The sequence below is a fragment of the Acidovorax sp. GW460-11-11-14-LB4 genome, from assembly GCF_059423685.1.
Genome location: NZ_JBWKYJ010000004.1, coordinates 17,482 through 43,084, shown reverse-complemented (window position 1 = coordinate 43,084; position 25,603 = coordinate 17,482). Strand labels below are relative to the sequence as shown.

Below are 25,603 nucleotides of genomic sequence, written 5' to 3'. Positions count from 1 at the left end.
GCTTTAGCACGGCAAGGCTGCCCAACGACGCTAGCCGGTCGAAGGCAAATCCGTTACACGCGCAGGATGCGCTCGCCGCGACCGATGCCGCTGGCACCCGTACGTACGGTTTCCAGGATGGCCGTGCGGTCGATGGCTTGCAGGAACGCGTCGTTCTTGGACTGGTCGCCCGTCAGCTCGATGGTGTAGCTCTTCTCGGTCACGTCGATGATGCGGCCACGGAAGATATCCGCCATGCGCTTCATCTCCTCGCGCTCTTTGCCCACCGCGCGCACCTTCACCATCATGAGCTCACGCTCGGTGTAGGCACCTTCGGTGAGGTCAACCACCTTGACCACTTCAATGAGGCGGTTCAGGTGCTTGGTGATCTGCTCGATCACGTCATCGGAGCCCGTGGTCTGGATGGTCATGCGCGACAGCGATGCATCCTCGGTGGGCGCCACGGTGAGCGACTCGATGTTGTAGCCACGGGCCGAGAACAGACCCACGACGCGGGAAAGAGCACCAGGCTCGTTTTCCAGCAAGACAGCAATGATGTGTTTCATGATGAAGAGATTCCTCTTTTTGCTGCCCTCCCCCATGCACGGTAATGCATGGGCTTGGCAGGCAATAGATTCGTCAAAAATTTAGATGCTATCTATTCGATAGCTGGTAGCGCATGAAAAACATGCGCCTGAGGCAGATTTGGCTTAGAGGTCTTCCGACCCCAGCAGCATTTCGGTGATGCCCTTGCCGGCCTGCACCATCGGGAACACGTTCTCGGTGGGGTCGGTACGGAAGTCCATGAACACCGTGCGGTCCTTGAGCTTGCGTGCTTCGCGCAATGCAGGCTCCACGTCCTTGGGGTGTTCGATCAGCATACCTACGTGGCCATAGGCCTCGGCCAGCTTCACGAAGTTGGGCAGCGCGTCCATGTAGCTGTGGCTGTAACGACCGGAGTATTCGATCTCCTGCCACTGGCGCACCATGCCCAGATAACGGTTATTCAACGAGCAGATCTTGATCGGCGTGTTGTATTGCAGGCAGGTGGACAGTTCCTGGATGTTCATCTGCACCGAGCCTTCGCCGGTAATACAAAACACTTCGGACTGTGGCTTGGCCAGCTTGATCCCCATGGCATAGGGAATGCCCACACCCATCGTGCCCAGGCCACCGGAATTGATCCAACGGCGCGGCTCGTCAAACCGATAGTACTGCGCCGCCCACATCTGGTGCTGGCCCACGTCGGACGTGATGTAGGTATCACCATCCTTCGTCATGTTCCACAGCGTCTCTACCACGTACTGTGGCTTGATCACATCGCCGCTGCCCATGCTGTACTTCAGGCACTCGCGCTTGCGCCAGCCTTCAATAGTGTCCCACCAGGCAGCCAGGGCACCGGCGTCAGGGCGGGTGCTGCTCTCGCGGATCATGGAAATCAGCTCGGTGAGCACGTCCTTCACGTCACCGACGATCGGGATGTCGACCTTCACGCGCTTGGAGATGCTCGACGGGTCGATATCGACGTGGATGATCTTGCGGTCGTTCTGCGCGAAGTGCTTGGGGTTGCCGATCACCCGGTCGTCAAAGCGCGCACCCACTGCCAGCAGCACGTCGCAGTTCTGCATGGCGTTGTTGGCTTCGATGGTGCCGTGCATGCCCAGCATGCCCAGGAACTTGCGGTCCGATGCGGGGTAGGCCCCGAGACCCATCAGCGTGTTGGTGACCGGGTAGCCCAGCATGTCCACCAGCGTACGCAGCTCGTTGGTGGCGTTGCCCAACAGCACGCCGCCGCCCGTATAGATGTAAGGGCGCTTGGCCGCAAGCAGCAACTGCAGGGCCTTTCGGATCTGTCCGCCATGGCCCTTGCGCACGGGGTTGTACGAGCGCATTTCTACCGTTTGCGGGTAGCCGGTGTAAGGCACCTTCTTGAAGGAAACATCTTTGGGCACATCCACCACCACAGGGCCTGGGCGGCCGGTACGGGCAATATGGAAGGCCTTCTTCATCGTCGCGGCCAGGTCGCGCGGGTCCTTGACGAGAAAATTGTGCTTGACGATGGGGCGGGTGATACCGACCGTATCGCACTCCTGGAAGGCATCAAGCCCGATGGCGGGCGTGGGCACCTGACCAGAAATGATCACCATGGGGATCGAATCCATGTACGCGGTGGCGATGCCGGTCACAGCGTTGGTCAAGCCGGGGCCCGAAGTGACCAAGGCTACGCCGACTTCACCCGTGGCGCGGGCGTAGCCGTCGGCAGCGTGCACGGCGGCCTGTTCGTGACGCACCAACACGTGCTGGATGGTGTCTTGCTTGTACAGCGCGTCGTATATGTAGAGAACCGCGCCGCCAGGGTAGCCCCAGATGTACTGGACGTTCTCTGCCTGGAGGGCCTTGATGAGGATCTCAGAACCCATGAGGTCCTGCGAACCGGAAGCGGGAGATGTGTTGCCCTGCGAAGCAGCGACTGCTGAAGAAATTTCAGCCTTGGAGATTTCCATGATCGATCAACCTTTGTGAATTTCTCTGACGAAAAACCTTGGGTGCCCCTCGCACGCGCTCTTGTGAAGCCAGCTTGGAACTTGAGGCCAAGGACATGGGCGGGATGATTGCCGCGCCGGACCGTGACCCGTTTGCCTTTTGAATTGCAACCTGATTATCGCACTGCAACACTCACAAAACGCTCCGCAGCCGAAAAAAACTCCGGCGGGTGCGATAATCTGAGGTTTTACGGCGCCGTTGAGTTGCGAAACTGCAGATATCTGCGCCGATCTCCTCCCGGGCTGACCCGTCTTGGCAACCGAACAAGAACTTTCCGATTTCCTCAAAAGCGTAGAAAAGCGCGCGTTCAAGCGCTCGGTCTACCACGTTCGCAACGAGGAAGCGGCGCTCGACATCGTGCAAGACAGCATGCTCAAGTTGGCCGAGCATTACGGGGACAAACCGGCGGGCGAACTGCCCATGCTGTTCCAGCGGATTCTTTCCAACTGCACCCTGGACTGGTTTCGCCGCCAGAAGACGCGCAATGCACTGTTTTCGAGCATGAGCGACTTCGAAGGCCCAGGTGAAGATGGCACGGATTTTGATCTGCTCGAAGCGTACTCAGGGACAGAAGACGGCGACAAAGCCGAAAGCGCGGAAGACCTGACCCGCCGGGCCCAGATATTCCAGGGCATTGAAGAAGAAATTGCAGAGTTGCCACCACGTCAACGGGAAGCGTTCCTGATGCGTTATTGGGAGGAAATGGACGTCGCAGAGACGGCTGCCGCCATGGGCTGCTCCGAAGGCAGTGTCAAAACACACTGCTTTCGCGCCATACAAACCCTCAGCAAGGCACTGAAGGCCAAAGGAATCGAGCCATGAAGAACACTGTACAGACCCCACCGACCCAAGCTGAAGCTGCTGCCGAGCGCTTTGCGCTGCGCGTCACGGCGCGCCTGTCCAGCGGCACCGACGCCCTGCCCTATGACATCTCCGAGCGGCTGCGCGCCTCGCGCATGCAGGCGTTGGCCAAACGCAAAGTCACCGCGCCGGTGCATCGCACCGCCCCCGCAGCAGTGGTGGTCAACGCAGGCAGCACCGCCACACTGGGCCGTGGCGGCGAAGGCGGTGGCTGGTGGAATGCCCTGGTGTCCGCCGTGCCTCTACTGGCGCTGGTCGTGGGACTGGTGGTCATCAACATCGCGCAGGACGAACGCAGTGCCAACGATGTGGCCGAGGTGGATGCCGCTCTGCTGACCGATGACCTGCCTCCCGCCGCTTATTCGGACCCAGGCTTCGTACAATTCCTCAAGACCTCCGCGCAGTCAAACTGACCTGCCTGACTCTGGACTGCATGCACCCAAGCCCCTCTGAAGCTCCCTCCACGCTGCCAGCCTTCGTGCTGGCATTGGCGCTTCTGGGTGCGCTTACCGCTGGTGGCTGGCAGGCGTTGGTGCAGATGCGCATGGCCCCCAGCACATTGCTCCAGGCGGGCGCTGAGGCCGCAGTGGCCCGCCCCAATAACGCCCGCACAGACCTGTCTGCCGTGAACATGCCCCCTGCCACGGAATCAGGACCAGGCTGGGGCACGCTCACCACGGCGCAAAAACTGGCGCTGTATCCGCTGTCGGAACGCTGGGCGCTGATCAGCGAAGCCCAGAAACGCCGTTGGCTGGACTTGGCCATCAACTACCCCAGTCTTTCGGAAGAGGAACAACGCAAGTTCCATGACCGCATCACCGACTGGGCCAATCTGAGTGCCCAGCAGCGCAACCAGGCACGCTTGAACTACGCGGTCACCAAGCGCCTGGCTGGGGACGACAAACGGGCGCAGTGGGAGGCCTACCAGGCACTGTCTGACGAAGAGCGCAAGGCGTTGGCCTCCAAGGCGACCCCCAATCCCCACGGGGCTGCCACGGCCCTGCGCCCTGTCTCGCCCAAAAAGCTGGCCCAGGTGCCTGCAGCAACGCAAGCCAGCCCCGATCGCCCCAACGCTCCCAAGATTCCACCGGTGGTAGACCACTCGCCCCGCGTTGCGGCCCCAGTGCCTCAGCCGACGGCGCCTGCGATGCCATCCGCCCCCGCATCCGCAGCGCCGGCAACCTTGACGGGTGGCGTGGAAACAGCGCCCGTGGCGATCCCCAGTGCGGTGCCTGCTGTACTTCCGCCCCTGGGCTCTGGCGGAGCCGACAGCACGGGCTCGCCCGGCACCCCCGCAGTAACACCTGACACCTCCGGCCTGTATCCTCAGTAGGTTTCAACCTGCCCTGGCCCGACGGGCCTGACCTGGAATGTCCGTTTCTCCCTCTCCCACCACGCCCCAGCCTGCGGCCAACGCCTCAAGCGGCGTCCTTGCGGGCGGCCCCACGCCCAACCTGTGGCGGCGCATGGCCTGCTGGCTGTACGAAGGCATGCTGATGTTCGGCGTGGTCTTCATTGCCGACTATTTGTTTGACACTTTGAGTCAGTCTCGTCACGCGCTAGACAATCGACACCTTCGCATGGGGTTTCTGTTCGTCGTGTTCGGTATTTACTTCATTTGGTTTTGGGCGAAAGGACAAACCCTCGCCCAGAAAACCTGGCACATCCGAGTCGTCGACACGAAAGGACAAGCCATCAGCCAGCCACGTGCACTTCTGCGCTATGTGTTCAGTTGGGTATGGTTTCTGCCGCCGCTGGGAGCGTATATGTTTGGAATGCCTGCGCTTAGCGTTCTCGTGTTGGTAGGAGGCTGGGTGGCCATATGGGCGCTGCTCAGCCGGTTCCACCCCACGCGGCAGTTCTGGCACGACGCGTTGGCCGGCACCCGGCTGGTGCACTACGAAATTCCCAAAAAATAAGCGCATGCAACCCTCCTCCCCTTCTCCGGACGCTCCGGCCAACCCCCAAAAGGCGCGCTCGGGCCTCAATCGCATCTGGCATGCCGCCGGCTATTCCATGGAAGGGCTGCGGGCCGGGTGGAACGAGAAGGCCTTCCGCCAGGAGGCCATCGCCGCCATGGTGCTGCTGCCGCTGTCTCTCTGGCTGGGCCGCAGTTGGGTCGAAGTCGCCTTGTTGGCGGGCTCCGTGGTCATCGTGATGATTGTGGAGTTGCTCAACACGGGCATCGAGACCGCCATCGACCGCATCGGGCCCGAGTGGCATGACCTGTCCAAACGCGCCAAGGACATGGGCAGCGCAGCGGTTCTGCTGGCCTTGCTGCTGTGCATCGGCATCTGGGCCGCCGCATTGTTTCAGAGGTTTTTCCATGGCTGAACCCACTTTTTCTGTGTGCGTATATTGCGGATCGCGCCCCGGCGACAACGCCGCCTATGCCCAGGCGGCGCAGGCAGTGGGCCAATGGATCGGCACTCACAACGGACAACTGGTATACGGCGGTGGCCGCAGTGGCCTGATGGGCACAGTGGCCGAGGCGACGCGCCTGGCGGGCGGCCGGGTGGTGGGGGTGATACCGCAGGCGCTGGTGGACAAGGAGCTGGCCAACCGCCAATGTGACGAGTTGCACATCGTGCAGACCATGCACGAACGCAAGGCCATGATGGCAGAGCGCAGCGATGCCTTCCTCGCCTTGCCCGGCGGCATCGGCACCTTTGAAGAACTGTTTGAAGTGTGGACCTGGCGCCAGCTGGGCTACCACGACAAGCCCTTGGGCTTGCTGAATGTGGCGGGCTACTACGACGGCCTGCTGGGTTTCTTGCAGGGCAGCGTGGCCAGTGGCTTCATGGGTGAATGGCAGATGGGCCTGTTGCACGCATCCACGGATGCAGAAGCCCTGCTGCGCGCGCTGGTGCAAGACGCAGGGCCTGACCAAGCGCCCATCCCGCTGCGCTCGGTGATCTGACTCCCCCCGCACTCCGAAACTCGAGCGGCCCACAAGCCAAGGCCACCGAGCAAGGGCCAACAGGCTGCGCATGCGGCGCTTCGCTTGCTTGCGCTGGCGTTGCCTCCCTTTTCTCGAATGGCGCAGCCGTTCAAGAGAAAGGGCAAGGTAAGAAACGGCTCAGGGGGTTGTCACCTCACACCGCTGCGTCGTCGAGATCGCCCGTGCGAATGCGCACCGTGCGCTCCACGGCAGTCACAAAAATCTTGCCGTCACCGATCTTGCCGGTGCGCGCCACGTTCACGATCGCGTCCACGCAGCGGTCCACATCCTCGGACTTGACGACGACCTCGACCTTCACCTTGGGCAGAAAGTCCACCACGTATTCCGCGCCGCGGTACAGCTCGGTATGGCCTTTCTGGCGGCCAAAACCCTTCACTTCGGTCACCGTGAGGCCGGTCACGCCGCATTCGGCCAGGGCTTCGCGGACTTCTTCGAGCTTGAAGGGCTTGATGACGGCGGTGATCATTTTCATGGCGGGTCTCCTGGAGGATGTAAAAAATCGGGCTGGGGGCACGGCGCCGAAGCGTCACGCCCTGAATTTGCTGGTGATAGGGTAACGCCAGTCCTTGCCAAAGCTGCGGCGCGTGACACGAATCCCTACCGGCGCCTGGCGGCGTTTGTACTCGTTGAGCTTGATCAGGCGCGTCACGCGCTCGACATCGGCCCGGGCGAAGCCGCTGGCGATGATGGACTCGATGGGCTCATCGTTTTCCATGTAGCGGGCAACGATGGCGTCCAGCACCTCATACGGCGGCAGGCTGTCCTGGTCCTTCTGGTCGGGCCGCAGCTCGGCACTGGGCGGCCGGGTGATGATGCGCTCAGGGATGGGGCTGGCGCAGGTGCCATACGGGTCGTTGGCATTGCGCCAGCGGGCCAGGTCAAACACGCGGGTCTTGGCCACGTCCTTGATCACGGCAAAGCCGCCGGCCATGTCGCCGTACAGCGTGCAGTAGCCGGTGGACATCTCGCTCTTGTTGCCGGTGGTCAGCACGATGGCGCCGAACTTGTTGGACAGCGCCATCAGCAGCGTGCCCCGGATACGTGCCTGCAGATTTTCTTCGGTGGTGTCTTCGGGCAGCCCGGCAAACTCGGTGGCCAGCGCGGCCTTGAAGGCCTCGAACTGCGGCTTGATCGAAATCTCGTCGTAGCGCACGCCCATGCGCGTGGCCATGTCGCGCGCGTCGATCCAGCTGATGTCGGCGGTGTAGGGCGACGGCATCATCACCGTGCGGACCTTGTCGGCACCGAGCGCATCCACCGCAATCGCCAGCACCAGCGCCGAGTCGATGCCGCCCGACAACCCCAGCAGCGCGCCCGGGAAGCCGTTCTTGCCCACATAGTCGCGCACACCCAGCACCAGGGCATCCCACAGGTCGGCCTCCAGCGTGCGCTCTGGGGCAACCTCTGCTGTAATTTTGATAGCACCCTGGGCAGATTCGACTAGCGCATAGAGCAGTTTTTCCACAAAAGCAGGGGCCCGCGCCGCCACCGAGCCGTCGGCGGCCAGCACAAACGAGCGGCCTTCGAACACCACCTCGTCCTGCCCGCCCACCAGGTGGGCGTAGACCAGCGGCAGGCCCGTCTCGACCACACGGGAGCGCATGGTGGCCTCGCGCTCCGTGCCCTTGCCCAGGTGGAAAGGCGATGCATTGATGACCGCCAGCAACTGCGCACCGGCGGCAGCAGTATCGCGCGCGGGGGTGGCAAACCAGGCGTCTTCGCACACCAGCACACCCACCTTCACGCCTTCCACCTCGAACACACAGGGCTTGCTGCCGGGCACGAAGTAGCGCCGCTCGTCAAACACCTGGTAGTTGGGCAGCTCGCGCTTGGCGTAGGTCTGCTCGATGTTGCCGTCGCGCACCACGCTGGCGGCGTTGAAGCAGACGCTGAAGGCCTGGGCGCCAGGGGCCATGGCCTGCGGGTGGCCCAGCACGATGGCCAGGCCTTTCAACCCCGCAGTCTCGCGGGCCACGGTTTTCACGGCATCATCGCAGGCCGCAATGAAGGCAGGGCGCAGGAACAGGTCTTCGGCCGCGTAGCCGCAGATGGCCAGCTCCGGTGTCAGCAACAGGCGAGCACCCTGGGCATAGGCCTCGCGGGCTGCCGCAATGATCTTTTGGGCGTTGCCGGGCATGTCGCCCACAACAAAGTTGAGCTGCGCAGTGCAAATGGAGAGCGTCATGGAACTGGAATCGGCCCCTGCGGCCAGGTTGAATACCGCCGTTGCAGGCCCGCAATCAAAGGTGCATCACAGGGGCCTGCATGGCTGAAGCTGCCATTATCGCCCGCGTGCTCCCCTCCGTGCTGGACGTGGACACTACCGCCTGGAACCACCTGCTGGCGCAGCAAAGCCACCCCACGCCCTTCATGCGGCATGAATACCTGGCCGCGCTGGAAAGCAGCGGCAGCGCCACGCCGCGCACTGGCTGGACGCCCCGCTTCATGACGCTGTGGGATGGCGACACCCTGGTGGCCGCCTGCCCCCTGTACCTCAAGAGCCATTCGTACGGCGAATATGTGTTTGACTGGGCCTGGGCCAGCGCTTACGAGCAGCACCGTGTGCCCTACTACCCCAAGGCCGTCATTGCCGTGCCCTTTACGCCCGTGCCAGGCAGCCGGCTGCTGGCCCGCGATGCCGCCACGCGCGCCCTGCTGGTGCAGGCGGTGTGCCAGTGGTGCGAGCAAGAAGACGTGTCGTCCGTGCATGTGCTGTTTGCCAGCGATGACGATGTGCTGACCAGCGCGCAACAAGACCTGATGCTGCGGCACACCGTGCAGTTTCACTGGAAGAATGAGCGGCCCACGCTCGCTGTGGCCCAGGGTGTAGCCGCCACCGACGGCGAAACCCCGCGCTACCAGGACTTTGACCAGTTCCTCGCCAGCCTGTCGCAAGACAAACGCAAGAAGATCCGCCAGGAGCGCCGCCGCGTTGCCGATGCCAGAGTCACCTTCCGCTGGTCACGCGGGGCGGACATCAGCGCTGCAGACTGGGATTTTTTTTACCGCTGCTATGAGCGCACCTATCTGGAGCACGGCAACCCGCCCTACCTCACGCGCCACTTCTTCGCCCGCATGGCAGCGGACATGCCCGAGGCCTGGCTGCTGTTTGTGGGGGAGCGGGACGGACGGCCTATTGCTAGCAGTTTGATAGCTATCGGCGCATATGCATCTAGCGCATCAGCCCAAAAAGACGCTGAATCAGGCCCCGAATCACGCTCCGAGCTGGTGGCCTACGGCCGCTACTGGGGCGCGCTGGAGCGCGTGGACTGCCTGCACTTCGAGGCCTGCTACTACCAGCCGCTGCAGTGGTGCATCGCCCACGGTGCCGTGCGGTTTGAGGGGGGTGCCCAGGGCGAGCACAAGATGGCCCGCGCGCTGCTGCCCGTGCAGGCCACCAGCGCGCACTGGCTGGCACACCCGGCATTTGCTGAGGCGGTGCAGCGCTTTCTCGACCGCGAAGGCGCTGGCGTGGAAAGCTACCTCGGCGACCTGCAAGCGCGAAGCCCCTTCAAGGCCGCCTGACCTGCAACGGTCAGGCAGGACGCGCGGACAAGATCAAAGCCAGGTTTGAACCAACACATGGCGAAGGCAGGGCCCGTCACGCCTACCGAGGGCGGCGAGTCACTGTCAAAAACTCTCCCAGTCAGCATCATTGCCGCTGCCCGAACGAGCTGGCGCCGTTGACGCAAGAGCCGGTGCGGGCTTGGCGGCCGCACGCAGGGGCGGCACCTTGGACTGGGCCACAGGGGCTGGTCGGCTGGAACCGGCCAAGGCCGGAGATGGGCCTGCAGCCTTGGGCACATACGCAAAGGCAGACGCAGCTGGCTGCGCAGCCTGCGCTGGCGACAGCTTGAAGAACGCCACCGTGCTCACCAGGTCCTGCGCCTGGTTGTTGAGGCTGGCGGCGGCAGCGGCCATTTCTTCCACCAGGGCAGCGTTTTGCTGGGTGACCTGGTCCATCTGTGTCACAGCCTCGCCCACCTGGGCCACGCCCTGGCTTTGTTCAGAGCTGGCGGCACTGATCTCGCCCATCAAATCCGTGACACGTTTGATCGAGCCCACCACCTCGGTCATGGTTGCACCCGCCTGATCGACCAGCGTGGTGCCTGCGGCCACGCGTTCCACGCTGTCGTTGATCAGGGTTTTGATCTGCTTGGCCGCGTCGGCCGAACGGCCCGCCAGGCTGCGCACCTCGGACGCCACCACCGCAAAGCCCCGGCCCTGCTCACCCGCACGCGCTGCTTCGACGGCCGCGTTCAGCGCAAGGATGTTGGTCTGAAAGGCAATGCCATCGATCACACCGATGATGTCGGCGATCTTGCTGCTGCTGTCGTGAATGCCCTTCATGGTGTCCACCACCTGGCTCACCACCTCTCCGCCATGCACGGCCACCGTCGATGCGCTCTGCGCAAGCTGGTTGGCCTGGCGGGCGTTGTCGGCGTTCTGGCGCACGGTCGAATTGAGCTGCTCCATGGATGCCGCCGTCTCCTGCAGGGCGCTGGCCTGCTGCTCGGTGCGTGCGCTCAGGTCGTTGTTGCCCTGGGCGATCTCCGACGACGCCGTGGCCACGTTCTCGGAGCCGGAGCGCACATGCCCCACGATGCGCGACAGGTTTTGCTGCATTTCGTCCAGCGAGCGCAGCAGCTGGGCCATCTCATTGCGGCCATTGCCCACGTCGGGAATCTGCACCGACAGATTGCCGTGGCTGATCTCATCGGCCGCCCGCACCGCACGCTGCACCGGCCCCACGATGGAACGCGTGGTCCACAGCGCAAACAATGCGCCCAGCACCACCGACACCACCGCCCCCAGCGCCAGCACCCACTGGCTGGTGCCTGCGGCCTGGATGATGGCGCCCTCGAACTCATCGAGCTGCTTGTGCGTGTTGTCCGCCACATCGGCCAGCGACTGCAGGTAAGCGGTGGCCAGGGGCTTGAGGTCGCTGTCCACCAGCGCAAACACGTCTTCCCCGGCCTTCTTGCGCTCCAGCAATTTGGCGCGCGCGTCCACATAGGCCTTGCGGGTCACCGCCACACGCTCCATCAGCGCCTTTTCGGTGGGGTCGTCCACCAGCGCCTCCAGCTTCTTTTGCGCCTCGCTGGCCCGTTGGGACGTGGTGGCCATGTCTGCCGTGAGCGACTGGATGTAGCCCGCATCCGTGGCCTTGAGCGACGCCGACGCCCGCACCCAGTTCAGGTCGATGGCCGCCTTCCACTCCTGCGCCAGGGCGTTGCGTTCCATTTCGACAGTGGCAATGCGACTGCTGGCCTCCTTGAGTACTGCCAGTCGCCAGACGCCGGTGGCGGCGATGGTGGCGGTGATCAACAGCACAAGGCCAAAGGCCAGGCTCAGGCGCGCTCCGATTTTCAGGTTGCTCATGGGAATCTTTCGTGGTTTTTATGGGGGCTTTTGCCAGCCATGGGTGCGCCGATGTGGTGCCACGCACCTGTGCGGGACAACAAGGAATCAGCGGCTGGAATGTGATAATTATATCATATTTTTGATAAATATGATTTTATCAATTTAAATTATCACAAGAGAGTCGACGGCCCACTGCGCAAGCGCTGCGCCGGTGGGAGCATGGGTGCGGCCCCCTGTGTCAGCCGTGGGGATGTCAAAACAGCGCACGCTCGGGCTGGGGTGCTACATCGCGGGCGCTGTCGGCGCAGTGCCAGGCACCGAACCAGCTTGGGGAAGTCTACGCCCCAAAACGGGGCAAAAAGCTTACAAACGGTGCAGGCGCGGCCTACCGTCGGTCAAAAGCTCTCCCAGTCGTCCTCGGCACCGGCGGCCACTGCTTGTGGGGCCGCTTTGGGTGCGGCGCCCGCGGCCTTGGTGGTGGCGCTGGCAGCAGGTGCCTTTTTGGCGGCAGGAGCAGAGGGAGAGCGCAAAGCAAGGGTTGCCTTGCTGCCCGCCGCATGACCGCCCATCGCCGCCTTGCGCGGTTCCGCTGCGGGCGCAGGGCGCGGCACCGAGTCCACAGCGCCGCCAGGCTGCGATGCCCGTGCCTGGTCGGCCGTGAGCTTGAACACCGCCACCGCCCCCACCAAGGCCTGGGCCTGGTGGCTCAGGCTGCTGGCAGCAGCCGCCATTTCCTCGACCAGCGCCGCGTTCTGCTGGGTGACCTGGTCCATCTGCGTGACGGCCTCGCCCACCTGCGACACGCCCGTGCTCTGCTCGCTGCTGGCGGCGCTGATCTCGCCCATGATGTCCGTCACGCGGCGAATGGCCCCCACCACCTCGGTCATGGTGATACCCGCCTTGTCCACCAGCTGGGTGCCCTGCTCGACCCGCTCCACGCTGGCAGTGATGAGCGACTTGATCTCTTTGGCCGCCTCGGCGCTGCGCTGGGCCAGATTGCGCACCTCGCCCGCCACCACGGCAAAGCCCCGGCCTTGCTCGCCGGCACGGGCGGCCTCCACGGCCGCGTTCAGCGCCAGGATGTTGGTCTGGAACGCAATGCCGTCAATCACGCTGATGATGTCGGCGATCTTTTTGCTGCTGTCGTTGATACCCTTCATGGTGGTCACCACCTCGGCCACCACATCGCCGCCCTGCCCCGCCACGGTGGATGCGCTCATCGCCAGCTGGTTGGCCTGGCGCGCGTTGTCGGCGTTTTGCTTGACGGTGGAACTCAGCTCCTCCATCGACGCAGCGGTTTCCTGCAGCGCGCTGGCCTGCTGCTCGGTGCGGATGGACAGGTCGTTGTTGCCCGATGCGATCTCGGCACTGGCCGACGCCACGCCCTGGGCATTGCCACGCACGCCCGACACCACATGCGCCAGGTTGTCCCGCATGGCGGTGAGGCCGCTGAGCAACTGGGCGATCTCGTCCTTGCCCCGCGCATGGATCGCCACGGTCAGGTCGCCCTGCGCCACCGCGTCGGTGATCTGCACCGCATCGCCCAGCGCGCGCGAAATCTGCCGAATCATGGCGCCGCCCATCAGCACCGCCAGCACGATGCCCGCCACCACGGCCGTGACCGCCAGTGCGCGGATGGTCTGGTAGCTGGCGGCCGCACTGTCGTACTCGGCCTTGGCGCGGTCCAGCTGCACCTGCATCAACTGGCCCAGCACCTCCTGCAATGGGTCGATGGCGGGGTACATCTCCTTGGCCGCAAACGCGGTCAGGGCCGCCACATCGCCAGACTTGAAATGCCCCGCCAGTACATCGGTAGCCGCATCTGCCTTGGCCTGCAGCGGCTTGAAGCGCTCGACCAACTGGGTTTCCTCCGGCACCAGCTGGGTGGCCAGATAGGCCTTCCAGTTGGCCTCGATGGCCTTGCGCGCATCGGCCACCGACTGCAGGCCCTGTGCGGGTGTCAGCGTACCGTCACGCACCTTGTGGGCCGTGTCCACCACGTTGACCGCATACATGTCCGCCACCACCTTGATCTGCTTGAGCGGCACCACCCGGTCGTCGTATACCGACTTGAGCCCGGCATTGGAATTGCCCATGCCATACAGCCCCGCCACGCCCACCAGCAACACCAGCAGACACAAGGCCGCAAGCAGACCCGCCAGGCGGGTGGAAATCTTGAACTGGTTCATGACAACACTCCTGAGGGAAACAAGCAAACAGGCTGCGCCCGACTGGCAGCGCACCAGCGGTTGGAAAGGGGCATACGGAGAGCGCGCAGCAGACTCAGGTGCGGCCTGGGCGGCGCCACGGTTGGCGTCGAAGACCACACGGCAGGCGCACAGCAGCTCGCGCTGGTGATGATGGGGCGGCCACCCATGCACGTGCGCGACGCGTTGAAACCTCGGTCCATTGCAGAACTCCTGTGGAGAACGGCGCCAAAAAAGGAATGTCCACCCACCGACGGGCCGCGCGCCGTGGCGGGCCCGCTCAGCATAGCGCTTTCCGTTACGTTTGCGTACAAATCGCCCGCCAACCTTGGCGCGCCGCTACCCACAACGGCAACTCGCCATCACGCACCTGCAGCAAGCATCGCGCCAGCGGGTGGCAGACCCGCCCCACGCATGCCTTCAGCCATCACCAACAAAGCGCCCGCCCACAAAAAAGCACGCAGAAGGTAGCCCCCTCTGCGTGCTTCCTTGCTTTGTTTTTGATAGCTGTCAGCGCATGTTCCACCTGCGCTTTCGGCCATTTTGACCCGATTTCTTCACCCAGAGGCCTGCGGGGCCTTGGTCAGAAGCTCTCCCAGTCGTCGTCGTTGCCTCCTGCCTTGGCCGGGGCCGGGCTGGGCGCTGCAGGCTTGGCGGCGGGTGAGGCTGTCGGGCTGCTGGCCTTGGGCGCCGCCAGGCTGGCGGCTGGTTTGCTGCCGGTCTTGGCGCTTTTGCCCAGACTGGTGCTGCGGGCCGGGGCTTTGTAGCTGGGCGCTGCAATGGGGGTGCGGGCGGGCGCTGCCGTGTGGCGGTTCTGGCTGTAGTTGCTGTTCGTGCTGCTGGCGTCGAGCTTGAACACGGCCACGGCGTTGACCAGTTCGCCGGCCTGGGCGTTCAGGGCGCTGGCAGCTGCGGCCATTTCTTCCACCAGGGCAGCGTTTTGCTGGGTGGCCTGGTCCATCTGGGTGACGGCTTCGCCGACTTGGCCGACACCTGCGCTTTGTTCGCTGCTGGCGGCGCTGATCTCTCCCATGATGTCGGTCACTCGCCGGATGGCGCTGACGACTTCGGTCATGGTGGCTCCGGCCTTGTCGACCAGGGCAGTGCCTTGTTCCACGCGTTCCACGCTGGCGGTGATGAGGGCTTTGATTTCCTTGGCGGCTTCTGCGCTGCGTCCTGCCAGGTTGCGCACTTCTCCGGCCACCACGGCAAAGCCCCGGCCTTGTTCGCCGGCGCGGGCGGCTTCCACGGCTGCGTTGAGCGCCAGGATGTTGGTCTGGAAGGCAATGCCGTCGATGACGCTGATGATGTCTGCGATCTTGTTGCTGCTGGCGTTGATGCCTTTCATGGTCTCGACCACTTCGGCCACCACGTCTCCGCCTTGCACGGCCACAGTGCTGGCGCTCACGGCCAGCTGGTTGGCGGCTCGCGCGTTGTCGGCGTTCTGGCGCACGGTGGAGCCCAGCTCTTCCATCGAGGCGGCTGTTTCTTCCAGGGCACTGGCTTGCTGTTCCGTGCGTGCGCTCAGGTCGTTGTTGCCTGAGGCGATCTGTGCGCTCGCCGAGGCCACGCCTTCGGCGTTCTGGCGCACCGAGCTGACGGTGTTGACCAGGCTTTGCTGCATGCGCTGCAGGGCGCTGAGCAGGTGGCCGGTTTCGTCCTTGGACTGTACGACGATCTGGCCGCTCAGGTCGCCACCGGCCACGCGGTCGGCCGCTTCCACCGCCTGCGCCAGGGGGCGGGTGATGGAGCGAATGATGGTGATGGCCAGAAAGATGGCGATGGCGATGGCAAGGGCGCCCGCAATCAACACGTCACGCTGCAGCGCGTTCGCCTCAGCTTCTGCTCTCTGGCCCGCCGCCACTGTCACTTGCGCCTGGTATTCGACTTGCTCCTGGATTGCTTTCTGATACTCCAGTTGAACGGGACGCAACTTCTCTTCCAGGAGCTTCAGCGCCTCGTCTCGCTGGCCTTGCTGAATAAGCACCATGTACTCGTCGCCGAGCTTGAGGAACGCCGCGCGGCTCTGTAGCACACGGGCCAGAATTTCCTTGCCTTTTTCCGACTGAATGAGCGTGGTGAGCGTTTTAATTTGCTCAGCAATGGCAATCCGCGCAGCAGCTACACGCTCTGTTGAAGATTTGGTGATGCTCTCATTGTTGAAAATTGCGAGGTTCCGGAATTGAATGGCCTGGACGTTCACCCCATCAGCCAGAGCTCCCATCGATTTGGTGATGGGTATCCGCATCTCGGTGATGTCATTTAGTGCCTCGCGCTGGCTGGCCGACCGCACCAAGCTCACTGCCCCCAAAGCGACCAACAGAAGCACCATGACGGCAAATGCCACAGCCAGCCGGGTTGAAATCTTGAGCTGATTCATCCTTCTTCTCCTCTGTGTGTTGATCTTGTGTAGTGGGTTGTCACATTACTTGTGCGCAGCTGATCTCACCAGCCCTATTTCGTCACTGCTCAGCAAAGCTTCGATGTCCATCACGATCAGCATGCGCTCGCCCAGGCTGGCAATGCCAGTGACAAAGGCCGGGTCCACATGGCCCTGCCGCTCGAACTGGGGCGTGGGCTTGATGAGGTCGGGAGTGAGCGAGACCACATCGGCTACCGCGTCCACCACCGCGCCAATCACCGTGGCTCCGATGTCCAGAATGATCACCACGGTGAAGTCGGTGTAGCTGGCTTCAGGGCATTGCAGCTTCACCCGCAGATCCAGGATGGGCACGATGCGGCCGCGCAGATCGATCACGCCCTTGATGAAGTCGGGCGATTGCGCCAGGCGCGTGGGTCTATCGTATGAGCGGATCTCCTGCACGCGCAGGATGTCAATGCCGTACTCCTCAGCACCCAGGCGAAAGGTCAGGAATTCACGAGGGGCTGCGGTGGGGCTTGGGGCCAGCGAGGGGTGCGCAGAGTGGGTGACGGCAGGCGCAGCGGCGTCGGCAATAGCGGTCATGGCGCGGGCTTTCAGGCGGTTGGAACGGGAGGGTTGCGAACAGCGCCAGAACGCGACGAACGCAAAAGCTATCCAAAGCATAGCAGCGCACGGTTGCAAAATGTGACATTCGTGGGCAATCCCCCCCACCATCTGAAGGGGACTCCCCCGGCCCGGGCGGGGGCAATTGGAGAGCTTGCTCCATTTCGCGCCCCGCCCTGGTGCGCAAAAACTGCTACCGTCGCACCACCCGTGTGCCTTGCCTGGCACGCGCCGTTTTGGAACGACGAATCGATGCCCCTCTTCTCCGACCGCAAATCCACCGCCCCCGACCACATGCCACCGCCGAGCCTGCCCCTGCTGGCCCTGGAGCTGCGGGCTCCGTGGGAGTTTGGCGCAGTGCTGCCCGCCTGGCCTGTGCTGCAGCGTGCACCCCTGGGGGATGGGCACACGGTCATCGTGTTCCCGGGCCTGACAGCTGGCGACGCCACCACCCTGCCCCTGCGCCGCTACCTCGAATCGCGCAACTACAACACGCTGGGCTGGGGCCAGGGCCTGAACCTGGGGCCCCGCGAGGGCGTGCTGGAAAACGCCAAGGCCCAATTGCAGCAAGCGGCCAATGCCGGCGGCAACAAGGTCAGCCTGGTGGGCTGGAGCCTGGGAGGCATCTACGCCCGCGAGCTGGCCAAGGAAATGCCCGACCTGGTGCGCTGCGTGGTGACCCTGGGCACGCCCTTTGCCGGCCCCCACACCTCTACCAACGCATGGCGCATCTACCAGTTCGCCAGCGGCCGCAGCATCGAGCGCGAAACCGAGAACTACAACCTGCCCGAGGCGCCCCCGGTGCCCACCACCAGCATCTACTCGCGCACCGACGGCGTGGTGGCTTGGCGCGGCAGCATCCAGGCGCCCGCCGACCACAACCCGCACACCGAGAACATCGAGGTGGTGGCCAGCCACTTTGGCATCGGCCTGAACCCGAGCGCCTGGTGGGCCGTGGCCGACCGGCTGAGCCAGCCGCACGGGCCAGGCGTGGTGTGGCAGCCGTTCCAGCGCCCCCAGCTGCCAGGGCTGCATCTGGTGTACCCGAACCCGCACCGCTGACCGGCAGGTGCGGCGGCGCATCCGACTACGCCGACGCGAAGCGCCCGCCCACAAAAAAGCACGCAGAAGGTAGCCTCCTCTGCGTGCTTTCTTGCTTTGTTTTTGATAGCTTTCAGCGCATGTTCCACCTGCGCTTGCAGCCGTTTGGACCTGATTTCTTCACTCAGGGGCCTGCGCAGCCCTTGGTCAGAAGCTCTCCCAGTCGTCGTCGCTTCCCGCAGCCTTGGGTGCCGGGGCCGGGCTGGGCGTTGCGGGCTTGGCGGCGGGTGAGGCTGTCGGGCTGCTGGCCTTGGGCGCCGCCAGGCTGGCGGCTGGTTTGCTGCCGGTCTTGGCGCTTTTGCCCAGACTGGTGCTGCGGGCCGGGGCTTTGTAGCTGGGCGCTGCAATGGGGGTGCGGGCGGGCGCTGCCGTGTGGCGGTTCTGGCTGTAGTTGCTGTTCGTGCTGCTGGCGTCGAGCTTGAACACGGCCACGGCGTTGACCAGTTCGCCGGCCTGGGCGTTCAGGGCGCTGGCAGCTGCGGCCATTTCTTCCACCAGGGCAGCGTTTTGCTGGGTGGCCTGGTCCATCTGGGTGACGGCTTCGCCGACTTGGCCGACACCTGCGCTTTGTTCGCTGCTGGCGGCGCTGATCTCTCCCATGATGTCGGTCACTCGCCGGATGGCGCTGACGACTTCGGTCATGGTGGCTCCGGCCTTGTCGACCAGGGCAGTGCCTTGTTCCACGCGTTCCACGCTGGCGGTGATGAGGGCTTTGATTTCCTTGGCGGCTTCTGCGCTGCGTCCTGCCAGGTTGCGCACTTCTCCGGCCACCACGGCAAAGCCCCGGCCTTGTTCGCCGGCGCGGGCGGCTTCCACGGCTGCGTTGAGCGCCAGGATGTTGGTCTGGAAGGCAATGCCGTCGATGACGCTGATGATGTCTGCGATCTTGTTGCTGCTGGCGTTGATGCCTTTCATGGTCTCGACCACTTCGGCCACCACGTCTCCGCCTTGCACGGCCACAGTGCTGGCGCTCACGGCCAGCTGGTTGGCGGCTCGCGCGTTGTCGGCGTTCTGGCGCACGGTGGAGCCCAGCTCTTCCATCGAGGCGGCTGTTTCTTCCAGGGCACTGGCTTGCTGTTCCGTGCGTGCGCTCAGGTCGTTGTTGCCTGAGGCGATCTGTGCGCTCGCCGAGGCCACGCCTTCGGCGTTGCCACGCACGCCCGACACCACACGCGCCAGGTTGGCCCGCATGTCGCCCAGCGCATTCAGCAGCTGGCCCATTTCATCCTTGCCGCCGGGGGGCACCTCGGTCGCCAGGTCGCCATCGGCAATCGCGCGGGCGGCCAACACGGCGTGATGGGCGGGGCGCGTAACGGCGCGGGTGATGGCCACACCCAGTACGGCCGCCAACGCCACGCACAGCGCGAGGGTGCCCAGCACCCAGGCGCGGGCCACGCTGAACACCGTCTTCGCTTCCTCGTTGGCCTGCAAGGCGGCGTCCGCATTGATCTTTTGCAGCTCGCCCAGCGTCTCGGCGGTGGCCACAAAGGCTGACTCCGATTCGCCCGCATACAGCATGCTCAACGCATCTGCCGTGAGTTCCATGGTCTCGGCAGTGCTGAAGTCCACGCCCTTGGCAATGTCCGCCAGCTTGTCCTGCAACGCCACATAGGCCGCCTTGCGCGCCTTGTAGGCGTTGAACACCTCGCGCTCCTTGGGCATGTCGATGAGCGGCTCGTAGATCGCCTCAACTCGGGTCAGGTCCTTGTGGCGCTGCGCGACCTGCTCGGCAAACGCCTTGACCTCGGCAGCGCTGCGCGCCGTGACCATGCCCGCCTCCGCACGGCGCATGCGGTTGAGCAGCACCCGCAGCTCGCCCGTTTGCGTGACGCTGGGCAGCAGGTTGGTAGCGATCTCCTCGGCGTTGGCGTGGATGCGGGACATCTGCACCAGCGCAATGGCGCCGAGCAAGGCGGTCAGCAGCACCACCGCCAGGAAACCCGCCGCCAGCTTCACGCCGATGCGCAGATCAGAAATTTTCATGAATCACCTCAAAGTACCTCGTGACACCGGGACCACCCCAGGTGTGTAACCAAATGCAGTCTATCAGCGGGCCTGACCGCACATTGCGCGGCTTTTCCCTACCCCACCGGGGCACCGCCCACAAAAAAGCACGCCATCCATGGCGGATGGCGTGCTTTTATTTTGATAGCATCTGGTGCAATCAGCACCAGCCCTACCGGCCTATCTGACCTATCTGACCTATCAGGCCTGCGACTTCTTGTAGCTGTCGATGCCGTCGGTGATTTCCTTCTTGGCGGCGTCGATGCCTTCCCAGCCCAGCACCTTGACCCACTTGCCCTTTTCCAGGTCCTTGTAGTGCTCAAAGAAGTGGGCGATGGCGTTGCGGCGCATGGCGTTCACATCGTCGATGGTCTTCCAGTGGTCATACATGGGCAGGATCTTGGACGTGGGCACAGCAATCACCTTGCCATCCACACCGGCCTCGTCTTCCATCATCAAGATGCCCAGGGGGCGGCAGGGCACGACCACGCCGGGGAACAGCGGGTAAGGCGTGATCACCAGCACATCGACTGGGTCGCCGTCGCCCGACAGCGTCTGCGGCACATACCCGTAGTTGGTGGGATAGTGCATGGCGGTGGTCATGAAACGGTCCACAAAAATGGCGCCCGATTCCTTGTCCACTTCGTACTTGATCGGATCGGCGTTCATCGGAATCTCGATGACGACGTTGAAGCTGTCAGGAACGTTCTTGCCTGGGGGGACGTTGTTGAGGGACATGTCTTTGGATAGTGGTTTGTTGACGATAACCCGCGAGGCCTTCGGCACTGATGCAGCGCAACGAAGCGTCGGGATTAACCCTGATTTTAGGCGCACGCCCCTTTCTGCCCGCTTGCAAACCGGCGTTTGCCTGTAAATTGGGCCTGTTGGCCAATCGGCTCCTGCGCGAAACGCATGGGTAGCACGAGGAAGCAACGCAGCGGGGAAGCCACCGATGCGTTGGTCCCCCTCCGTGCAACACACCAAGGAGAATTGAATGGCTGCAAGTTCAGCACTGACATCCCCTCTCATCCTCGCCTTCGTTTGCGGGCTCATCGCGGTGGCCTACGGCATCTGGGCCCGGGGCTGGATCCTTTCCAAAGACCCGGGCAACGCCCGCATGCAGGAGATTGCCGCCGCCATTCAGGCCGGCGCCGCAGCCTACCTGGCCCGCCAGTACAAGACCATTGCTATCGTGGGCGTGGTGCTGGCGGTGCTCATCGGCGTGTTTCTGGACGGCACCACTGCGGTCGGCTTTGTGGTGGGCGCCGTGCTCTCGGGCGCCTGCGGCTTCATCGGTATGAATGTCTCTGTGCGCGCCAATGTGCGCACCGCGCAGGCGGCCACCCAAGGCATTGGCCCAGCGCTGGATGTCGCGTTCCGTGGCGGCGCCATCACCGGCATGCTGGTGGTGGGGCTGGGTTTGCTGGGTGTCACGGGCTTTTACTGGTTCCTGGCGGGCAACGGCAACCACACGCCCACTACCCATCTGGCCACGCTGCTCAACCCGCTGATCGGCTTTGCGTTCGGCTCGTCGCTGATCTCGATCTTTGCGCGCTTGGGCGGTGGCATTTTCACCAAGGGCGCGGACGTGGGCGCCGACCTTGTGGGCAAGGTGGAGGCTGGCATCCCTGAGGACGACCCGCGCAACCCGGCCGTGATTGCCGACAACGTGGGCGACAACGTGGGCGACTGCGCGGGCATGGCGGCCGACCTGTTCGAGACCTACGCGGTGACACTGATCGCCACCATGGTGCTGGGCGCCCTGATGGTGGCCACGGCCCAGGTCAATGCGGTGGTGTACCCGCTGGCGCTGGGGGCGGTGTCCATCATCGCATCCATCATTGGCTGCTTCTTCGTCAAGGCAACGCCCGGCATGAAGAACGTGATGCCTGCGCTGTACAAGGGTCTGGCGATCGCGGGCGTGCTGTCGCTCATCGCTTTCTACTTCGTCACGCTGTGGATCATGCCGGACAACGCGGTCACGGCCACGGGCACCCAGCTGCGGCTGTTTGGCGCCTGCGCCACCGGCCTCGTGCTGACGGCCGCGCTGGTCTGGATCACCGAGTTCTACACCGGCACGCAGTACTCGCCCGTGCAGCACATTGCCCAGGCGTCCACCACCGGCCACGGCACCAACATCATTGCGGGCCTGGGCGTTTCGATGCGTTCCACGGCTTGGCCCGTGGTGTTTGTGTGCGCGGCCATCATCGTGTCTTATGGCCTGGCTGGCCTGTACGGCATTGCGGTGGCAGCCACGTCGATGCTGAGCATGGCGGGCATTGTAGTGGCGCTGGATGCGTATGGTCCCATCACCGACAACGCGGGTGGCATTGCCGAAATGGCCGAGCTGCCCAGCAGTGTGCGCGACATCACCGACCCACTGGACGCCGTGGGCAACACCACCAAGGCCGTGACCAAAGGCTATGCCATCGGCTCGGCCGGCCTGGCTGCACTGGTGCTGTTTGCCGACTACACCCACAAGCTGGAGAGCTATGGCAAGGCCATCACCTTTGATCTGTCGGACCCGCTGGTCATCGTGGGCTTGTTCATCGGCGGGCTGATTCCGTACTTGTTCGGCGCCATGGCCATGGAGGCTGTGGGCCGCGCCGCAGGCGCTGTGGTGGTGGAGGTGCGCCGCCAGTTCAGCACCATCAAGGGCATCATGGACGGCACGGGCAAGCCCGAATACGGCAAGGCCGTGGACATGCTGACCACCGCCGCCATCAAGGAAATGGTGATCCCCAGCCTGCTGCCGGTGGTGGTGCCGATTGCGGTGGGCCTGCTGCTGGGGCCCAAGGCGCTGGGCGGCTTGCTCATGGGCACCATCGTCACAGGTCTGTTTGTCGCGATCAGCATGTGCACCGGCGGTGGCGCGTGGGACAACGCCAAAAAGTACATCGAAGACGGCCACCACGGCGGCAAGGGCAGCGAGGCGCACAAGGCCGCCGTGACCGGTGACACCGTGGGCGACCCCTACAAGGACACGGCCGGCCCGGCCATCAACCCGCTGATCAAGATCATCAACATCGTGGCACTGCTCATCGTGCCGCTGGTGGTCAAGTTCCACGGCGGGTAAAAGCGCCCCACCATCGTCAAAAAGGGGCCTCTGGCCCCTTTTTGACGCGTAACATCGTATCCACTGCAGCAGCCACTGGTATCGCGTTCCACTGAAGATGGCCTTGACACACACCACCCTGCCCGCCCCGGCCCCGACCGACAGCCCCGCTGCGCCCCAGCAGCGCATCGTCCAGATCGCGCTGGCCCAGGCCCGGCCTGTGGTGGAGCGCGTCATTGAGGCCACGCGCGTGTCCCTGCAAGCGCGCCTGGACAGTGCCCGCACCCCCGGCGAGCACCATGCGATGCAGGAGGCACGGCAGCAACTGGTGCGGCTGGCATCGGTGATGGCAGATCGCTACCCCGACGCACTGCGCAAGGCGCTGGACCAGGACACGGCACAGGGCGACGACAAGCCCACGCGGTCACTGTTCACCGTGCACTTTGACGACCTCGAACTGATGGACGAGGCGCAGATCAACGACAGCGTGGAGCGCGCACGTGCCCGTCAGGTACTGATCGCTGCAGTGGAAGGTCCGCTGGCTGACCTGGACGCGTTGGTGTGCGCGGCCCAGGGGCTGTCCCGGGTGCAGCCGGAGCACAACCCGCTGCGCCCCGACGTGTTCTTGCAGGCTCTGCAGTCCGTGGTGTCGCAAATGCAGGTCACACCCCAGGTGCGCCACGACTGGGTAGGGCTGATGGCACAGGCATTGGGCGCCGAGCTGCGCAGCCTGTACCTCGCGCAAATCGACCAGCTCAAGCAAAGTGGTGTGAAGCCTGTGGGCTATGCCATGCGGCAGGCCACGGGTGAAGTGGTCTATGTGGCGCCGGCCGACGCCGGGGCGTCCCCCGGTTTTGCAGCCGACAACGACTTGTACGTGTCGTCCACCAGCGCGGGCGACCCGTTGCTGACGCTGGACCGCCTGCGCCGCCTGCTGCTGGGCGAGTTCAATGACGCAGCCGCCCCTGCGGACATGCACGCCAGCGGCGACAACCCCCAGGAATCTTTCGCAGACCGGTTTGACCGGGAGTTTGAACACCCGTCACAAGGTTTGCCGCAGATCGACCCACCGGCCACGGATTTCGCGATGACGGTGCCCGCAGCGTTTGAGGCGCTGCAAGAGATGAACCAGGTCGGCCAGATGATGGAGCGTCTGGGTACGCCACGCGCGCCAGCCGGCAACGATGCAGACGGCAACCCTGCTGCCGCGCAGCGGGCGCAGGCGCAGGGCCTGGGCCAGGCCTTGAGCATGGAGGTGGTGGCGCTGATGGTGGACAACATCGCGCGCGACACCCGGCTGCTGTGGCCGGTGCAACAGTTCATCCGCGCGCTGGAGCCTGCGCTGATGCAGCTGGCATTGGCCGACCCCCGCTTTTTCAGCCACAAGGAGCATGCCGCGCGCCGCCTGCTGCAGGACATCACCGACCGCAGCCAGGCCTTCAACAGCCCCGAAGCCCCTGGTTTTCAGAGCTTCATGCGCTCGCTCATGCACATCGCAGGCCCGCTGGCCACGACCACCATCGACAGCGCTGATGACTTTGAACAAGTGCTGCAGCAACTGCACGCCAAATGGGCCGAGAAGGACCAGGCGCTCAAGCAGGAGCGCTTGCGCGCCATCGAGGCCCTGCAGCATGCAGAGCAGCGCCATCTGCTGGCCGCACAGATATCGCGCGAGATCTGGCTGCTGCCCGACATCGGCAAGGTGCCGGACGCCATCTCGCGCTTTTTGCTGGGCGCTTGGGCCCAGGTCATGGCGGAGGCGCGTCTTTCGGACAAATCAGGCACGACCGACCCGGGCCGCTACCAGGAACTGGTGGACGCGCTGATCTGGAGCGTACAACCCGAACTGACGCGCGCCAACACGGGCCAGCTGGCTCGCCTGCTGCCCAAGCTGCTGGCCAAACTGCGCGAAGGTCTGGCGTCCATCGACTACCCTGCAGACCGCACGGAGGCTGTTTTTGAGCTGCTGATGCAACTGCACCAGCAGGCCTTCAAACCCGGGCCCCGGGTGGCTGCGCCAGCCCCTGCAGCCGCAGCGACTTTTGCAACGCCCGCGGCAGAGCCGCAACAACCGGCGCCCCTTGACGACGACGACCCCTGGGTTGCGCCCTCCGAAGCGAGGGAGTCCGGCTACATCGATATCTCGCAATCGCCCGAGAGCGAGGGCGCAGACACGGCCCCCGAAGCTGCCCCCAGCAGCGCTGCGCCCCTGCCGCTGCCCGCCGCCACCATCACGGTGGGCACCTGGGTCAATCTGCAGGTGGCGGGCCAGTGGGAGCGCACACAGCTGTCCTGGATCGGCTCGCACGGCAACCTGTTCCTCTTTACCAGCGCCGCTGGCCGCACCCAATCGATGACCCTGCGGCTGCTGGACCGGCTGCTGCAACAGGGAGCGATGCAGGTGCTGGCCGAGCACACCGTGGTGGACAACGCCCTGGACGCCGTCGCTCAGACAGCCATGCAAAACAGCGTGGAAAGCAGGCACTGAAGGCCGCTTGCACAACAAAAGTGGTCAAACACGGCAGACGGTGATACCCTGT

20 protein-coding genes are annotated in these 25,603 nt (G+C 64.1%); 10 read left to right on the top strand and 10 right to left on the bottom strand.

Features of this window, described 5'->3' with window-relative positions:
- Window positions 1-53: 53 nt before the first annotated feature.
- Window positions 54-545, bottom strand: coding sequence for an acetolactate synthase small subunit (ilvN, locus tag AC07X4_RS03315; protein ID WP_015013659.1), 492 nt, complete (start codon window positions 543-545; stop codon window positions 54-56).
- Window positions 546-689: 144 nt separating this feature from the next.
- The gene (locus AC07X4_RS03310; protein ID WP_494739225.1) at window positions 690-2,483 is read right to left on the bottom strand and encodes an acetolactate synthase 3 catalytic subunit; all 1,794 of its coding nucleotides are present in this window, start codon (window positions 2,481-2,483) and stop codon (window positions 690-692) included.
- A gap of 292 nt (window positions 2,484-2,775) precedes the next feature.
- On the opposite strand from AC07X4_RS03310, the gene AC07X4_RS03305 reads away from it, so the two are divergent.
- Genes AC07X4_RS03305 through AC07X4_RS03280 form a run of 6 tightly spaced genes read left to right on the top strand, consistent with a single transcriptional unit; the run spans window position 2,776 to window position 6,304 of the window.
- A complete protein-coding gene (locus AC07X4_RS03305) occupies window positions 2,776-3,345 on the top strand; it encodes an RNA polymerase sigma factor (protein ID WP_056067354.1) in 570 nt (189 codons plus the stop codon).
- Window positions 3,342-3,797 (top strand): DUF3619 family protein, encoded by a 456-nt coding sequence (locus tag AC07X4_RS03300; RefSeq protein ID WP_056067352.1) that lies wholly within the window; start codon window positions 3,342-3,344, stop codon window positions 3,795-3,797. The genes AC07X4_RS03305 and AC07X4_RS03300 overlap by 4 nt, the downstream gene beginning before the upstream one ends.
- Before the next feature lie 20 nt (window positions 3,798-3,817).
- On the top strand, window positions 3,818-4,717 hold the full coding sequence (locus AC07X4_RS03295; RefSeq protein WP_494739224.1) for a DUF3106 domain-containing protein: 900 nt from the start codon (window positions 3,818-3,820) through the stop codon (window positions 4,715-4,717).
- A 37-nt stretch (window positions 4,718-4,754) separates the two neighbouring features.
- A complete protein-coding gene (locus tag AC07X4_RS03290; protein WP_494739223.1) occupies window positions 4,755-5,303 on the top strand; it encodes an RDD family protein in 549 nt (182 codons plus the stop codon).
- Window positions 5,304-5,307: 4 nt separating this feature from the next.
- Window positions 5,308-5,718 carry a diacylglycerol kinase gene (locus AC07X4_RS03285; RefSeq protein WP_056744177.1) on the top strand — a complete coding sequence of 137 codons (411 nt, stop codon included), beginning with the start codon at window positions 5,308-5,310 and terminating at the stop codon, window positions 5,716-5,718.
- Window positions 5,711-6,304, top strand: a complete 594-nt coding sequence (locus AC07X4_RS03280; RefSeq protein WP_494739222.1) for an LOG family protein — start codon at window positions 5,711-5,713, stop codon at window positions 6,302-6,304. Before AC07X4_RS03285 ends, AC07X4_RS03280 begins: the two co-directional genes overlap by 8 nt.
- Before the next feature lie 175 nt (window positions 6,305-6,479).
- On the opposite strand, the gene AC07X4_RS03275 is transcribed toward AC07X4_RS03280, so the two are convergent.
- Together AC07X4_RS03275 and AC07X4_RS03270 are read right to left on the bottom strand one after the other, a co-directional pair.
- A complete protein-coding gene (locus AC07X4_RS03275; protein WP_015013651.1) occupies window positions 6,480-6,818 on the bottom strand; it encodes a P-II family nitrogen regulator in 339 nt (112 codons plus the stop codon).
- A gap of 54 nt (window positions 6,819-6,872) precedes the next feature.
- The gene (locus tag AC07X4_RS03270) at window positions 6,873-8,531 is read right to left on the bottom strand and encodes an NAD+ synthase (protein WP_494739221.1); all 1,659 of its coding nucleotides are present in this window, start codon (window positions 8,529-8,531) and stop codon (window positions 6,873-6,875) included.
- 80 nt (window positions 8,532-8,611) lie between these two features.
- On the opposite strand from AC07X4_RS03270, the gene AC07X4_RS03265 reads away from it, so the two are divergent.
- Window positions 8,612-9,871, top strand: a complete 1,260-nt coding sequence (locus AC07X4_RS03265; protein WP_494739220.1) for a GNAT family N-acetyltransferase — start codon at window positions 8,612-8,614, stop codon at window positions 9,869-9,871.
- A 105-nt stretch (window positions 9,872-9,976) separates the two neighbouring features.
- On the opposite strand, the gene AC07X4_RS03260 is transcribed toward AC07X4_RS03265, so the two are convergent.
- The 4 genes from AC07X4_RS03260 to AC07X4_RS03245 form a co-directional block, all read right to left on the bottom strand.
- Complete coding sequence (locus tag AC07X4_RS03260) at window positions 9,977-11,728, bottom strand: methyl-accepting chemotaxis protein (RefSeq protein WP_494739219.1); 1,752 nt, start codon at window positions 11,726-11,728, stop codon at window positions 9,977-9,979.
- 377 nt (window positions 11,729-12,105) lie between these two features.
- Window positions 12,106-13,899 carry a methyl-accepting chemotaxis protein gene (locus AC07X4_RS03255; RefSeq protein WP_494739218.1) on the bottom strand — a complete coding sequence of 598 codons (1,794 nt, stop codon included), beginning with the start codon at window positions 13,897-13,899 and terminating at the stop codon, window positions 12,106-12,108.
- Window positions 13,900-14,500: 601 nt separating this feature from the next.
- Window positions 14,501-16,297: a methyl-accepting chemotaxis protein gene (locus tag AC07X4_RS03250; protein WP_494739217.1), complete on the bottom strand. Its 1,797-nt coding sequence runs from the start codon at window positions 16,295-16,297 to the stop codon at window positions 14,501-14,503.
- Window positions 16,298-16,342: 45 nt separating this feature from the next.
- On the bottom strand, window positions 16,343-16,882 hold the full coding sequence (locus tag AC07X4_RS03245; RefSeq protein ID WP_494739216.1) for a chemotaxis protein CheW: 540 nt from the start codon (window positions 16,880-16,882) through the stop codon (window positions 16,343-16,345).
- A gap of 273 nt (window positions 16,883-17,155) precedes the next feature.
- On the opposite strand from AC07X4_RS03245, the gene AC07X4_RS03240 reads away from it, so the two are divergent.
- A complete protein-coding gene (locus tag AC07X4_RS03240; protein WP_494739215.1) occupies window positions 17,156-17,965 on the top strand; it encodes a lipase family alpha/beta hydrolase in 810 nt (269 codons plus the stop codon).
- Between the two features lie 186 nt (window positions 17,966-18,151).
- Here AC07X4_RS03240 and AC07X4_RS03235 read toward each other — a convergent pair whose 3' ends face one another.
- Window positions 18,152-19,987, bottom strand: coding sequence for a methyl-accepting chemotaxis protein (locus AC07X4_RS03235; protein WP_494739214.1), 1,836 nt, complete (start codon window positions 19,985-19,987; stop codon window positions 18,152-18,154).
- A 222-nt stretch (window positions 19,988-20,209) separates the two neighbouring features.
- Window positions 20,210-20,746, bottom strand: coding sequence for an inorganic diphosphatase (gene ppa, locus AC07X4_RS03230; protein WP_056067328.1), 537 nt, complete (start codon window positions 20,744-20,746; stop codon window positions 20,210-20,212).
- A gap of 256 nt (window positions 20,747-21,002) precedes the next feature.
- On the opposite strand from ppa, the gene AC07X4_RS03225 reads away from it, so the two are divergent.
- Both AC07X4_RS03225 and AC07X4_RS03220 read left to right on the top strand, forming a co-directional pair.
- Window positions 21,003-23,084 (top strand): sodium-translocating pyrophosphatase, encoded by a 2,082-nt coding sequence (locus AC07X4_RS03225; protein WP_494739213.1) that lies wholly within the window; start codon window positions 21,003-21,005, stop codon window positions 23,082-23,084.
- A 97-nt stretch (window positions 23,085-23,181) separates the two neighbouring features.
- Entirely contained in the window at window positions 23,182-25,551 is a 2,370-nt protein-coding gene (locus AC07X4_RS03220; protein WP_494739212.1) for a DUF1631 family protein, read from the top strand.
- Window positions 25,552-25,603: the final 52 nt, after the last annotated feature.